The 14247-nt window shown below is 51.7% G+C and carries 17 protein-coding genes; all 17 read right to left on the bottom strand.

The window, feature by feature from the left end; all coding sequences use genetic code 11:
* Positions 1–2: 2 nt before the first annotated feature.
* Positions 3–704, bottom strand: coding sequence for a 7-cyano-7-deazaguanine synthase QueC (gene queC / locus B2U90_RS06615; protein WP_349678595.1), 702 nt, complete (start codon positions 702–704; stop codon positions 3–5).
* Between the two features lie 36 nt (positions 705–740).
* The gene (locus tag B2U90_RS06610) at positions 741–1502 is read right to left on the bottom strand and encodes a hypothetical protein (RefSeq protein ID WP_292017421.1); all 762 of its coding nucleotides are present in this window, start codon (positions 1500–1502) and stop codon (positions 741–743) included.
* Between the two features lie 162 nt (positions 1503–1664).
* Positions 1665–2177: a ParB N-terminal domain-containing protein gene (locus B2U90_RS06605; RefSeq protein ID WP_292017420.1), complete on the bottom strand. Its 513-nt coding sequence runs from the start codon at positions 2175–2177 to the stop codon at positions 1665–1667.
* A 164-nt stretch (positions 2178–2341) separates the two neighbouring features.
* Positions 2342–2842: a sigma-70 region 4 domain-containing protein gene (locus tag B2U90_RS06600; RefSeq protein WP_292017419.1), complete on the bottom strand. Its 501-nt coding sequence runs from the start codon at positions 2840–2842 to the stop codon at positions 2342–2344.
* Positions 2829–3050: a hypothetical protein gene (locus B2U90_RS06595; RefSeq protein ID WP_292017418.1), complete on the bottom strand. Its 222-nt coding sequence runs from the start codon at positions 3048–3050 to the stop codon at positions 2829–2831. Before B2U90_RS06595 ends, B2U90_RS06600 begins: the two co-directional genes overlap by 14 nt.
* Positions 3051–3137: 87 nt before the next feature.
* On the bottom strand, positions 3138–3596 hold the full coding sequence (locus tag B2U90_RS06590) for a hypothetical protein (RefSeq protein WP_292017417.1): 459 nt from the start codon (positions 3594–3596) through the stop codon (positions 3138–3140).
* Between the two features lie 12 nt (positions 3597–3608).
* Positions 3609–3809, bottom strand: a complete 201-nt coding sequence (locus B2U90_RS06585) for a hypothetical protein (RefSeq protein WP_292017416.1) — start codon at positions 3807–3809, stop codon at positions 3609–3611.
* A 14-nt stretch (positions 3810–3823) separates the two neighbouring features.
* Positions 3824–4354 carry a hypothetical protein gene (locus B2U90_RS06580; protein ID WP_292017415.1) on the bottom strand — a complete coding sequence of 177 codons (531 nt, stop codon included), beginning with the start codon at positions 4352–4354 and terminating at the stop codon, positions 3824–3826.
* Positions 4355–4359: 5 nt separating this feature from the next.
* Entirely contained in the window at positions 4360–5742 is a 1383-nt protein-coding gene (locus B2U90_RS06575; RefSeq protein WP_292017414.1) for a DEAD/DEAH box helicase, read from the bottom strand.
* Positions 5720–6040 carry a VRR-NUC domain-containing protein gene (locus tag B2U90_RS06570; RefSeq protein ID WP_292017413.1) on the bottom strand — a complete coding sequence of 107 codons (321 nt, stop codon included), beginning with the start codon at positions 6038–6040 and terminating at the stop codon, positions 5720–5722. The genes B2U90_RS06575 and B2U90_RS06570 overlap by 23 nt, the downstream gene beginning before the upstream one ends.
* Entirely contained in the window at positions 6034–6288 is a 255-nt protein-coding gene (locus tag B2U90_RS06565) for a hypothetical protein (protein WP_292017412.1), read from the bottom strand. The genes B2U90_RS06570 and B2U90_RS06565 overlap by 7 nt, the downstream gene beginning before the upstream one ends.
* A 341-nt stretch (positions 6289–6629) precedes the next feature.
* Positions 6630–9119 carry a virulence-associated E family protein gene (locus B2U90_RS06560; RefSeq protein WP_292017411.1) on the bottom strand — a complete coding sequence of 830 codons (2490 nt, stop codon included), beginning with the start codon at positions 9117–9119 and terminating at the stop codon, positions 6630–6632.
* On the bottom strand, positions 9120–10871 hold the full coding sequence (locus B2U90_RS06555; protein ID WP_292017410.1) for a PcfJ domain-containing protein: 1752 nt from the start codon (positions 10869–10871) through the stop codon (positions 9120–9122).
* Positions 10872–10884: 13 nt separating this feature from the next.
* Positions 10885–11250 (bottom strand): hypothetical protein, encoded by a 366-nt coding sequence (locus tag B2U90_RS06550; protein WP_292017409.1) that lies wholly within the window; start codon positions 11248–11250, stop codon positions 10885–10887.
* 12 nt (positions 11251–11262) lie between these two features.
* The gene (locus B2U90_RS06545; protein ID WP_292017408.1) at positions 11263–12006 is read right to left on the bottom strand and encodes a hypothetical protein; all 744 of its coding nucleotides are present in this window, start codon (positions 12004–12006) and stop codon (positions 11263–11265) included.
* Between the two features lie 4 nt (positions 12007–12010).
* Positions 12011–13966, bottom strand: coding sequence for a DNA polymerase (locus B2U90_RS06540; RefSeq protein ID WP_292017407.1), 1956 nt, complete (start codon positions 13964–13966; stop codon positions 12011–12013).
* Positions 13963–14238 (bottom strand): hypothetical protein, encoded by a 276-nt coding sequence (locus B2U90_RS06535; protein ID WP_292017406.1) that lies wholly within the window; start codon positions 14236–14238, stop codon positions 13963–13965. The genes B2U90_RS06540 and B2U90_RS06535 overlap by 4 nt, the downstream gene beginning before the upstream one ends.
* Positions 14239–14247 lie beyond the last annotated feature (9 nt).

Below are 14247 nucleotides of genomic sequence, written 5' to 3'. Positions count from 1 at the left end.
TCTCATGCCTCCCTTGCCGGATCCGGCACTCCGTTAGCTGCAAAGGCCGCCGCCCGATCACGGCAAGTCCCACATACACCGCAGGGAATATCTCCGCCCTCATAGCAGCTCCAAGTCAAAGCGTACGGTGCCCCCAGCTGAAGGCCTTCCTTAACCACACCTGCTTTATTCAGGTCTAAAAGTGGTGCGTATAAATGACAAATAAGACCACTTCCTTCGTAGATGGCAGTATCCATAGCTTTAACAAATTCAGGTGTACAATCCGGGTAAGCCCTCCCAGCGGCATCATCCGCATGTGCTCCATAATAAATAGCGGAGGCTCCTACACTGATAGCTATCGCCGCTGAATAGGACAGCAGAAGGCCGTTTCTAAAAGGAACATAAGTAGTGACGGTACCCGTTCCGCCTAATTCCTTTAACTGTTCCGCATATGTCTCATGTTTAATCGGCTTGTCAGAATGTGCCAATAATGGGCAGTCACTCCAGTGGTAAACACCCGCCAGATTAATTTCCTGACGTAATACCCCATAATACCGGGCTACTTTTTCCGCAGCCTGCATTTCTTTAACATGCTTTTGGCCATAGTAAACGGATAAGGCAAATACTTTTTCTGCTCCGTATTTTTCTACCGCTAAAGCCAGGCATGTCGTAGAATCAATGCCCCCAGACAATAGCACAATGGCTTCTTTTTTCATATTCGTAATAACTCCTTTCTGTAACCGACTCCCGGCGCCTTATTTTTACAGATTTCGTTCTGCGTACTGGGAAAATTTCACCCATTCTGTAAAATTCTGAATGGCTGTTTCACGCGTCCGGACGCGGAAACCTTCCGGTTTGTTGATCTTTTCCAATGTCCGGCCGTTAAATCGGTAAACGTGACCAAACCTGTTGCCTGATGTCCAGGATGAGGAGTCCACACTATCAAAATGGTATTTACGCAGCCCTTTAAGATGGGTATACCCTAATCCATGGATTTTCGCGTCACGTTTGTGGGCCTCCCGGATGAACCAGGGAAAGAAACGGTGCTCTGTAAGCCGAATCTCTTTGCTAACAATCCCACCTAACGCTACATAGGAATACTCATCACATAACCGTAAGAATTCGTCCTTCCCCCGGTTCCGATGCCATACAGGAATGCACTGCTTCCCTGTCCGCTTTTCCAGAATCCGTCGATACTGTTTCACTTTCTCATAGCCAACCAGGTTATCAATATCCAATTCGAAAAACTGGTCTATATGGTATGTGTTGATAAACGCGATATACTTGTCCAGATACGCGTCAAAATCAACGGCCACGCTTTTCTGTTTCTGTTGTTGCATAAACGTAAACGCTCCGCTATCCAGCATGAAGCCTTTGAAATAGGGAATCAGCGGAATCAGTATGTCATCCGTCTGAATATAAGCAAAAGATTCCAGTACATAAAAACTGTGCAGACCTGGTAACGTCAGATGACGGGTACCGTCCAGCGCATACCGCCAGAGCCCGGTACCAGATAGATACATATTCAGTGCTTCATCCCCCCCCTGCCAGCTGACGGGTTAAGCACCAGCACCTGCCGTTTGAACCTGTCAGATAAATTTTCATAGATGCAGCCTTACGACTTAACTCCTTCCAACACCCCCCCATAGGGGCTATATTGACACTGTTAAGGGCCAGGAACAGCTTCATATTTCAAACGTCTGGCCACAGTGCGGACAGGTAACTGTCCTAGCCGACTCTTTCGGTCTGGCTTCCGACTCCGGCGTATCCGGGGCCGCTTCAAAGAAATCATTGATTGTACCATCGGATCCTTCTCCTGTATCATCAAGAACGGTATCCACATCGAAACCGAAAGCACCCATATCAAAGTCCGTTAGATCGTCCAATTCCTGTTCTAACTTGTCCCAGTCCCACCCGCTCGCTTCAGTGACCTTGTTGTCCGCCAAGCGGAACGCCTTCATCTGTTCTTCCGTCAAATCATCTGCAATCACACATGGAACGGTATCCATACCGAGCTCCTTTGCTGCCATGACACGAGTATGCCCGGCGATGATGACGTTGTCCGGGCTGATGACAATCGGCACTTTGAAACCGAACTGCTGGATGCTGGAGGCCACGAACTTCACAGCGTCCTCATTATGTCTGGGATTGTTTTCATAAGGGATTAGCTCTGCTACCTGTTTTTCTATAACCTGCACGTTAACACCTTCCTTATTCCTGCGTACAAAAAAACCGCCCCTGCATCAGAGACGGTTTCCTATTCTGTTGTTTTTGGGATTTCCTTGTTCCCTTCTATCGACAGTTTACAGTATATCACACCTTGACACGAAAATCCGGCCAAAAAACGGCCAACTTTTCATTTTTAGCTGACAAACATGACTTGTTCCTTGGCAAAGGGGCCGAACAGCATACTAGCTACCTGCGTCGTGACCTGCTGCACCTGGCGTCGGCAGGAGCGTTCACTGCTATGCATGATCCGGGAGATTTCGGTGTATCCGACTCGGTCAAAATAATATAACTGTATCAACTGCCGTTCTTCAGGAGGCAATGATGTCAAAGCCGTATCAATCCGCTTGCAGAGGCTGGAGACACGACGCCAGTATTGTATAAGTTCCCACCGGCGATGGGCCAGGTACAATCGCTTTTCCGCGGCTTGCTCCGTATCAGTTAATTCTTTGACGCCACCTGCCTGTTCTGCGCCATAGGCAGCTGCCTTCACGGATACATCCTGTAATTCCAGGTCGATGCCATCAATCAGCTCCAGCAAGTTACATTCTGCGGACTTTAGAGGCGTATACTCCCGTAAATAGCTCTTAGTCAATGTGATATAGTCGTTATGCTTATATATCTTATCTGCGTCCATGAATATGCTCCTTTCCGTTAGCTGTCACCTGAAACCCGGTCTTTCGATGCCTTAGCTGAACATACTTCATATCGAAGCCGGCCATAGCCGCCATGGCAGATAGCAGGGCGGCTAATTTAAAGCTATGCTTCCGCACGTCTGCTTCCAGGCCGGTGATTGCCTGATAGGCTGTCAGGTCCTTCTTATGACTAGCGTTGTACTTGTCCATACCCAGCCTCCAGTCTATGGAATACGGTAGACAGGATAAGCCCGGCCTACCCTGTCCGCCAATACTACTGTCTGATTTTACCTGAATTTACTTTTCCTGCTGTTTTTTCACGGCCATCCGGCTGGATTCCGTGACCGGGATGGAGGCTTCCGTCGGCAGATAAATCACCTGGTTGGATGTTTTTTCGATAGCTTCCACCCATTTCTGTTCCATCGCTTCCGGGTAATCACGGACGCTCTGGCCAAGGATACGGTTTGCTTCGGCCTGTTTGCTGGCTGCTTCCATTTCTGCTTCGGCTTCCTGGACTTTGACTTGACGGTCCTGGGTTGCTTTAGCCAATGCTGCTTCTCCGGCCTTGCTCTGTTCCCATACTTTATATACCGGATATCCAAAGACAATGCCGGCTGCCATGGCAACAAAAATGCCGAATGTTACCAGTGCTGCTGCACATGTCGCCAGTGTGATCGTTCCGTTATTTTTAAATAAGATTCCTATCCCGAACGAAATCCCTAAAATAATAATCACGCCTGCAATAATAATCGTCATGTTAGTTCCTCCTTATCGCTTCGGCGTCGAGGCTATCGGCGCCCAATAATCTACTTCACACATCGGGATGAGACGGGCCTCCCCGTCTACAATCCAATGGTCATGGCAAAACACCCCGACGGCTTTAAATTCCCACTCTGTACCGGCGTGCATCGCTACGAGTACACGCCGCTGCGGAATCGGAAGCTGTTCATTTGCATCTACCCATTTCATACACATACCTCCTCCTAAAGTCGTACTTCTCCATACTGTTTTTCATAAAGATCCAGCGCTCTATACTTCTGTCCGCATTCCAGTTTCAGGCATTTCATGTATTGGAGTACATGGGTCGTTCCTTCGCGGATAAACCAGGCGTAACTTTTGATGCGCCGCTGGATACGCTTCAGCCTCTGCGGCCCCAGGCCATACAGCTCGTGCAGGGCCAGGAAAATAATCGTATACGTGGTCTCAGCGCCTTCCCATGCGCCTGTATATTCCAGTTTTCCCGTAAATTTCAATCCTTTCAGCAATACATGGATGAAATCCCTCTGCAGCTGATAATCCAGTCCGTGCCCAGCAATCTGTTTCCGGCAGTCATGGAGCCGGTCCGGGCTGTGATTGATCTGTGAGCTCTTCCTGACGGCCCATGCCGTTATGCGGTTCAACCGTTTGCTGCCAAACCGCAGCGCGTCGTCGTCATGCAGTGCCATATAAATCAGGACGGATGTCGATATACTGCCGCCATTTGCGGCTATCCTTTTACGGTTATCCTTATCCATATTTCTCACTCCTTATATTCTCGTATACGGGCCTTGACGGCCTCCAGCATGCTGTCCTGCCCTTGTCTCTTTTCCTGCAAGGCCTTCATCACATCCTCGTCTATCGTGCCTTCCGCTACTAGATGGTGGATGACCACGGTACGGGTCTGTCCGCTCCGATGCAGACGCTTGTTCGCCTGCTGATACAGTTCCAGACTCCAGGTCATGCTGAACCAGACGATGAGACTGCCGCCTTTCTGCAGGTTCAGTCCATGCCCCGCCGATGCCGGATGGACCAGCAGCATTGGTATCTTCCCGTCGTTCCAGTCCCGGATATCCTGTGCCCCTTTCAGCTGACGGGCCTTCGGAAAGGCTTTCTGCAGCCGTTCCAGGTCGTGCCGGAACCAGTAGAATACCAGCATCGGTTTATTTGTATTTACCTCGGCTATCTCTGCCAATACCTCGATTTTTGCCCGGTGCAGTTCGGTTACTTCCCCATTCTCATCATAGACGGCCCCACTGGCCATCTGCAGAAGCTTGCTGCTCAATACAGCTGCCGTACTGGCAACAATCGTATCATCATTCCCCAATGACAGCACCAGGTCTTTTTCCAGCTTTTTGTACTGGGCTTTCGCCGTATCCGGCAAACGGACGGAAATCGTATTGTACAGCACTGACGGCAAATGGATATAATCGTCGGCTTTCATGCTGACACAGATATCCGAGATAGCCTGATAAATCTCGTCACGGGCGCCGGGCTTCGGCTCATAGTTGTACACGACATGGCCATACCCGCCAGCCGGATAGAACCAGCGATGGCGATAAGCGGTAATCGTCTTTCCCAACCGCCTGCCACCGTCAAGCAGGAATATCTGACTCCACAGGTCCATCAGCCCGTTCGGGGCCGGCGTCCCGGTCAGCTCCACCAGACGGCGGATCCGGGGCCGGACACGCTTCAGCGCCCGGAACCGCTGGGACTGATGGTTCTTGAATGATGATGATTCATCAAGCACTACCATATCAAAGGGCCAGTCCTTGCCGTAATAGCCGACCAGCCAGGGAACGTTTTCCCGATTGACGGTATGGATGTCCGCCGGCATCCGCAACGCTTTTTCCCGCTGTTTCATACTGCCGATGACGGGGACAACAGACAAATCCTGAAGCTGTTCCCATTCCCGGCACTCGTCGGCCCATGTCGTTTCAGCTACCCGAAGCGGGGCGATGACAAGAACATGCTGGACATCGAAATAGTCATACAGCAGTTCTTTCACAGCGTATAACGTGGTCGCCGTCTTGCCCATGCCCATATCCAGAAACAAACCGACCGCCGGTTTTTCCATAATCAGATTGGCAGCGTACTGCTGATACGGTCGTAGTATCAACGGTTCAGGTTTCCGGTCTTCGTGCATCCAGATCACGCCTTCCCAACAGGTACCGGATTTCTCCGGCTAACAAATCTACATTCATCCGGGAGTCCAGAACACGGACAGGGAAGCCCATCAGGAAAAACTCCCGGGCTACATACTGCTGCAACGGCCGCAGGTCCTCACCGGGGCGTTTCAGTTCGGCGAACAGGACATGGCCGCCAGGGATCAGAACGATCCGGTCCGGGACACCGGCTTTACCTGGTGACACAAATTTCAGCGGCAGCGCCCCCAGGTAAAGCATCTGTTTCCGGAAATACTGCTCCAGCTCCTTTTCTAACATGCCCCTTTTTCCTCCAGTAACATCTCTTTTTCTTTCTGCAGGTATGCCTGGCATTCTAACAGCTCGGCTACGACTGCTTTTCTGACATACGTGCTCGTTGCAAAAGATACCCCATAGGCTGCCAATGCCACGCCGTTGATTTGAAGCATCCCGCCGGTGTTCAGTGTATCCAGTAATATCCGAATAGCTTCCAGTTCATCTGATACTAATTGAAGACTGTACTGTTTTCGTTCGGTCTCCATAGTCATGTCAAACACTCCTTTCCGTAAAAAAGCTAATTGAGAAGCAGTGAAAATAAACTTTGCGGTGAGTTCTGCGGTGAGTTCTGCGGTGAGTTAAACCTGCAGTAATATCACATTTATAGAAACTCACCGCAAATAATATATAAAATAAGGGTAAATATGTGTGTATGTATACGTATGCCTATACGTATGTATGTATTAACTAGCAAGCAGGTCTCCATCTCTATATGATTTTTGGGTCACTTTTTTATCAATATCTGCGGTATGTTTCTACAAACGGCTTAACCATGCGGCTTTTACCTACCGCAAGACTTACCGCAAAACTTACCGCATAGCTAAATGACTTTTTATTTTTCGTGTTGTACATCCCAACGGGTGCCATGTCTTATACTTTCATCCTCAGAACCCTTTTTGACGTAACTCCGTTGCTGTCCGTAGAATTTACCGAATGACAGGTTGACCCGCCCTTCCTTGTACAGCTCCCAGCCCGGCAGCTGACCCAGGGCATCACGGATTTCCTTCCGGTCGTAATTACTGAACCGTTTCATGTCCCCGCCTAACATTTCGCACCAAACTTCCATCGGGCATATCCGTGTCCGTTTGAAGCTGTGGCCCATATCGATTTCAAAGCCTTCCCCACGGATGAAATTCCGCCGTGTCTGGATATCCAGCTTGTACCAGTTTTCCGGCAGGTCCGTATTCAGGAACTCCTGTATCATGCCAACATAGGGATTTTCCTCTGTATGCGCCGCCTGGACGTCTTTTGCGGTCTGCTCCATATCTTTACCTATCCAGACATCTTCCCCGGCCTTCCAGGCGGTTTCTGCCTCGGCCCAGACCTGGTCTATTTCCGTATCGATACCTGGGGCCCATAACGATTTCCGTATTGGCTCCAGTCCGACTTTGATAGGCCAGAACCGGCGGTTGCCTGTGTGGTCCCGGAGGAATGTCGATTCATTCGTCGTTCCAACAAAGATGCACTGCCGGGGGAATTCCGAAATGCGCCGCCCGTAGGCGACACGGTAGCTGTCCACTTGTTTGCTGATGAACTGCTTGATGGGTTCGACTTCGCTTTTTTTAAGGGCCGCTAATTCGCCCATTTCGATGATCCAGAAGCCCCGGAGCTGTTCGTACGCCTCTTTCCCTTGTACGGTTGTCAGCGAGTCAGAAAACCACTTTTTTCCCAGTTTTTTGAAAATGTAGCTCTTGCCGATCCCCTGCGGTCCTTCCAGTACGACCATGTTGTCGAATTTCAGCCCCGGGTGTTCGACACGGCCGACGGCGGCGATGAGCATCTTCCGTGTCACCGTCCGGACGTAAGACGTGTCCTGTGCGCCCAGGTAGTCGATGAACAACGTTTCCATCCGTGACGTGCCGTCCCAGGTGAGGCCGTGCAGGTAGTTGCGGACATCGTGGAAGCTGTGGCGCATGGCTGCGTTCAGTGTCTCGTCCTCGATTTTCTGCCGGCTGTCGATACCGTACAGCGTCTCCAGCAGGTAGCGGAGCTCGCTGTCATCGGCATCCCCCCAGTACGGCTTCACGTTGTCTTCCTGCCGCCAGCTCGGTGGCTTTAAAATGGCGATGCGCTGGGCGAAATCGTCCCAGCCGAACGTCCCCTTGATATGGCTGTCGTTGTTGAGGATGATCCGGATATTGGCCCGGGTCGGCAGGATGGCCCCGGACTTGTCCGAAGTCTTGAGTTTGGTCATCCAGTCGTAGTTCTCTTCTTCGTCTTCGCCCAGGTCGCCGAACTCGTCCTGTACGGACTGCATCCGTTCCTTTATCTGCTGTTCCCGGAGCGTGGCGTCTGCCGCGCAGAGCTTCAGCATCTTCTTCCAGCTTGGCAGCTTTGTCGGGTCTTCTGTTGTATGCCCTTCATCCAGGTCGCCGTATTTATGGATGCGTACCAGGTCGAAAGCGTTGCAGAGCTTCATCGAGGACGGGTCCGTGGCATGGTGGCTGTACAGCCATTTGTTTTCATACACGACGGCCCCGCCTGTACTGGAACCTGCGGTATAAGTGAAACGGTCATCATGGCCAGCACATGGAGTATATACATCCGGCAGGAACGTTTCGATGGCTTCCGTGATGGAGTAGGCCCGGCAGAACGTGCCGACGATGCCTTCTTTCGTTACCGGGTCTTCCTGTTTTTTCATGGCCCGTTTGACGATATCCGTCTGCCGGCCGGATACGGGCCAGGACGCCTGGTCCTGCCAGTCCTCGTACTCATCCAGTATGGCGTCGGCGTCCAGCCAGTCGCCGTCCTGCCAGCGGAAGAAAAACTCCCCGTCAGCAGACGTGCTGGGCCAGTACATCAGCCGCTGTGGCTGATAGGTCGTGTCATCGAACATATCGATACCGAAATTCTCGGCAATCTTCCGGGCAACGGCCTGGTATTCATCCGGCGTTACCTGGCGGTTCAGTGGTATCACCAGCCGCAGCCGGGGCTTCTGGGGTGTATGCTTATGTGTTGAATAACAGCACATGGCATAATCGCTGTATAATAACTCAACAAGGTCCCACAAGGACGAGTCCGCGTAATCAGCGTCCAGCGTGACGAGCTGTCGTTTGCCGGCGCAGGCGGCAGTCCGCCGCCCGTTCTTCAGCATACCGCCTACGAAACCACCGACATCCTTGATGGTGTCCTGTTTGGCCTTGTCCATCTGCTGGTATTGTGCCTGTGTCTCCATTGTCCGTTTCGTCCGGCTCAGCCGCTTGATCAGCGCCGACCAGGATACCTGCTTCTGCTTCCAGATTTTGGCCCGGCGGCTGCTGCCTGTTGAAATCGTCAGTGCACCGTCGTGGCTGAGGATGATGTCCCTGATGGGTGTGTCCATTTATACCGCCCTCCTTTCTATCGGCACAAGATATTGGATCTGCCGGACGTCAGCAGTCTTTATGGCAAGGCCTGTCATCCGGCACCAATCCCGGATAGCGCTGTTGATAGCAGCGTCTTCTGAGACAGGTTTGTTGAATTTTAGTTTAGCCTGCACAAGCGCGTTATCCCGTACTTCCAGGCAGGCCCGCATCAGCCCGTTGTCATCCGTCATCAATACGATTTGGCAATCCCGGCTCGCAACTCGTGCGCTGTAGGTCCGGACGCAGTTGTGAAAGATTTTGGATGCGCTGTCCAGGTCGTGCGAATGCCGGGGTAAGAAGAATTGTAGGTACCCGTTATCCAGCTGCATGGTCAGGCGGCGCCGGATGGCATCCGGTACACGTAACGGGAACCCAGCCTCTTTGATTTCCTGTATCTTGTTTATCAGCCAATCATGTGCTTTGCGGATAGGTATCCGTTTCGCCTGTTTCAGTGCATCATCAGGCATCTGAGCCATCATAGATACTGTATCCCGTAATTCATACAGGGGAACGGTCTTCTTCCGCAATACTGGGAATACTGCTTCGGCAGGCCAGTAACGCAGGGCCTTCCGTATAGTGTCAAGTTCCCAGGCCGCGATATAACGGGCTGCAGGTGTTCCGGCGTCCTTCGGTTCGTTCTTCCATCCGAGGCACGCAAGTAGCTGACGGGCGTAATCTGGGCTCTTAACAATCGAAAACACCTGCTGCAGGACTGGACCGGCCAGCAGGTCCCTGGATAGCTGCTGCCGGACGAACGGGATATCCGGGAGCCCTAGTTGACGGATGACAGCCTGCACGCTGCTGATCCTCTTTTTCGTGTACGGATTCTGCCAGTAGGCTTGTACCAGGTCTTCTGTGAAGAACATGGCCTTTAGATAGCTCTGCGCCATGTAGGATGCACCACTGAACGTCCGCGGCAGGTTGTTGGCGTCCGGGTACTGAAGCCGCCACGCGATATTGAACAGCGGAAACAGGAGCAGCCCCTGATGGGAGCCGGATGGGACGAACAGGGATTTTAACGGGTACCCATAAATGGCCTTCCATTTCCGCTGTACGGCCTCCCGTAGCGTCTTTAGGAGTAAATATATGTCCGTCCGCCGTTGCTTGTCCTGCGCCTCGAAAATCGGTTCTGTATGGTAGAGATGTGTCTTGAATACCAGATTGCGGCTGTTGATATGGCGCAGCAGGGAGTGAGTGAACAGATCATCGTCCAGGAGCTTCCCGATTTTTGTGTGTACCTGGTGTGTATGCAGACCGTGGTCCCGTACGGTGTAGGTAAATACTGTCTGGCGGTGCCGGATATCGAACTGGATGCGTTCCTGCTTATTGTAGATATATGTCCGTCTGTCTGCGTCCATATGTACAACCCTGGCCTGGACATGGAGCGTAACGGCGTCTTTCGTTTCCTTCAGACGGAGTGTCATTCGTATAGGCGCGCTGTCCTGTTCGTCATGTGCACTTAGTACGGCTATTTCCTGCCTGTGGCCCAGATTGTACAGCCATTGCCCGCATACCGGACAGCTGACGACGGCATCATTGAAGCGGTAGGACATAGGCACTGGGCGATGTTCAACTTTGAAATTTGTACCGCAGTTCAGGCAGTAGTACCGCTCATCAATGACGTAAGCAGGGCCCAGCCGCCCTTTGTGGGTACCTGCTGCCCCGGAATACACTTCCCGGGCGTAGGCATGGTAGAATGTCGGGATTTCCAAATAGAATAGCGTTTCCATATGTCGTCACATCCTAATCCAGGAAATCCATGTCGTCCTCATCGGGCGGATCCGGAACCAGTTCTTCTTTAGCCGGAAGCTCTGCAGGTTCTTTTTCCACCTTAGTAGGTTCTGCCTTTTTAGACTTTGTCTGCTTTTTAGTCTTGGTCTTTTCCCCTGTTTCCAGTACGGGCTTCAGCGCTTCCACCAGTTTCTTGGAAGTCGTGCAGGCCAGCATCATGTCCGCCGTGGCGTCCTTCAGCTGCTGTAATTCTGTATCATCTACGGCGTTTGTCAGTTTCTTTTCTTCACAGGTATCCACGAGGTCTAATAACATCTTCAGTGCATTGAGCTGTTGATCCATGAATGAATCAATCCGTTTCAGTGTGTTCGTGTCCATAATGTAGTCTCCTTAATCTAAAAAATCCAAATCTGTATCCGCTTGCTTGTCATCCTGGGCAGGCTTGTCCAGCTGTTTTACGAAATCTTGTACTGGATTGATAGTTACTCGTTCCATACCGACTGGGCCGCCTAGTACCAACGCACGAGGTGTTTCCAACGTTAGCAAAGGACCTGCCTTCGGTACGCCTCTTTTTGGAACGTATAATCTTACCTTTCCGCCTCCAGCGGCTCCCAGGAAATCAAAGGCTTTAATCAAATAGGACAGGAAATAATAACCTTCAAAAGTGAATGGATCTGTCAGTCCGGACAGGAGCTGTGTATGGATCTGGAGTTCTTTGCAGGCGCTGAACAATTCCAGGTTTTCCGATTTATGTATCAGGACGGACGGCCGTTTATTGAAAGATGTGTCCTTAACTGCACTGGCCATTCCCGTGAACAGGTGTTTGAGCCGTTGCAGGATGTCTGCTTCTTCGGGAAATACATATTCCCAGCCAATCTGATCTCTTGGTATGAGGATCCGTCTGTAATCTGGATACGGATTTGGCAGGTTCACTTTGCTCCCGTTAGCATCTTCATAATGTGGGTTCTCTGTCAGTTCATCTTTAAGGATAGCCAGCCAGTGTGCGTCTGTGGCCACGACTTCATGCCCAGTGAAATACAGGTACCGGAATACCTCCCGGTTTGTGCCGGTGGGTGCGTCTTTGGCGTTAGCTGTAAACGCTGCCAGCTTCTTCAGTATCGTTTGTCTGTTCATAACATCAGTCCTTCTTGTAATAAGGTGTCTCGTAGCCGTCAGCCCGGAGCAGAAGGCCGGGTGCCCAGGGTATGGGCTGGCCCATGATGCCCGCGGCTTCCTCCAGGCTTCCTGTACCATACGGCATTTCCAAAATAACTTCATCATGTACATGCATGACGATTTTATAACCGGCTTCATCCAGTCGGAACATAGCCATAGCCAGACAATCACGGGCCGTGGCCTGTACAATGTTTTCCACCAGTTTTCCACCCCAGGTGTAATTCCGTCCCCAACCGCCATTGAGAACGGTGCCTTCGTAAGTCAGGGTTTCCCTGTTAAACTCGTCTTCCTGTTCAATCCGGGGCTTGACATAGGCGATAGCCCGTCCACTGGGAAGCTGGATAAACAGGAGTCCGGCTTGTGTATAGAACTCCAGACCGTGACGGTATCTAACGCGGGCCCCTTTATGGCGTATGGCTGTCTTTGCCGCGTTTTCTACCTCACTCCACATCTTGACGATATGCGGGGAGGACTGCCGCCATTTACGGATGATGTCCTGCATGTGTTCTTCTGTCAGTCCCATTTTGTCCGCTCCGAACGCTTTCAGGGCGTTCACACCGCCGCCGTATCCACAGGCCAGTTCCGCCACTTTGCCTTTCTGTCGGAGTTCGCCGTTAATGCCGTGCTTGACGACCGGCACCCCGAACATTCGGGATGCAGAGGCGCAATAGATGTCCTTGCCATCGGCAAAGGCCTGCAGGCGCCATGCTTCATCTGCGTACCAGGCAATGACCCGGGCTTCAATAGCGGAAAAGTCCGCTACGATAAAGCGTTTCCCATTTCCGGCTATGAACGCCGTGCGGATAAGCTGGGATAGGACATCGGAGGGGTTATCATAGAAGATATCCAGACTGTCCAGATCCCCAGCTTTAACCATTTCCCGGGCGTCGTCCAGATCATCCAGATGATTCTGGGGCAGGTTGTGCAACTGTACCAGCCGTCCGGCCCAGCGGCCGGTCCGGGCGGCCCCGTAAAACTGGAGCATCCCGTGAACCCGGCCGTCTGCGCATTCCGCCGTCTCCATGGCCACGTACTTCTTGACTGAGGTCTTGGATAGCAGCTGCTTATACTGGAGCATTGTCCGTGTCTTTGTGGAAAGGCTGTCATCCTGTAACAGCTCTGCCCGGGCTTTCTTATCCAGCGTCTCAGGCCGCCAGCCTTCCTGTTGTTCAAACCAGTCAAGCAGTTGTGCATTGCTGTTCGGATTACTCATTCCTGTTAAGCGGACGGCTTTCTGCAGGACGTCCTCTTTGATTCGGGCATCTAAGGTAATGGCTTGCCGGACCAGTGTTTCGTCAATCCTGACTCCGGCATCGTTAATTTTCTGATCCAGGCACCAGAGTTTCCGTTCCGTGGTGTTCGGGTAAAATCTGTCAATCTTTTTTCGGATAGCTCGTTCTGCCTCCACGTCCTGCCCGTTGTATGTTTTAAACAGCTCCCATTTTTCCGGGGCGTCTGCGGGCCGGTTTCGTGTCCGCCCGCCGTTGGCTTTGGTTGGGCGGCAGGGCTTGCAGAAGTACTGGATAAGACGGCTGCCAGTAGCCAATTTCTGCTTGTCTTCGGCCAGGTTCAGGACTTTGCCTACATCCTTCAGGCTTCCCGGCAATCCCAGGGTATAACTCTGTACCATCGTGCAAAACCATTGTGCCGGGTCCAGTCGTCTTCCCAGCCAGTGCCCCAGCACATGCATTTCAAAAGCTGCGTTAAAAGCGGTTTTTAGGACATCCGGATTATCTAGGTCAGCCAGTACATTTTCCGGCACGGTTTCACCACAAGCCATGTCAACAACACGGACGGGTTCATCATCGTAAGTATAGGCGAACAATAGGATTTCACTATTCTCCACGTATTTGTATAGCCCGGCTTTCCGAATGTCTATGGAACTGTAGGTTTCCAGGTCGATGGCTAGTATTTTCATTCCAGCATCGCCTCGACAATCTCTCCGTCCATACGGTTCACAAACGCCGTCATGTCTACTTTCTGTATGACCCAGGCAAAGGCTTTGGCGGAGGCGGTCCGCCGCCGGACCACCCGGGCCACGGTTACGAACCGCTCCGAAATATCCGCTGTATCGCCTTTGGCAAGAGGGCCGGTAGGTACTACGACTAAATCACCTTTGCAGAGCGGCAAATCCGTCAAATAGTCGTAAATTTTATAGGGTGTACCCCGAAAGACTACACCTACCACCATAGGGATCAC

It is taken from the genome of Megasphaera sp. UBA4233 (assembly GCF_002395615.1).
Taxonomy (GTDB): Bacteria; Bacillota; Negativicutes; order Veillonellales; family Megasphaeraceae; genus Megasphaera; species Megasphaera hexanoica.
This window is presented reverse-complemented; position numbering and strand designations above follow the sequence as displayed.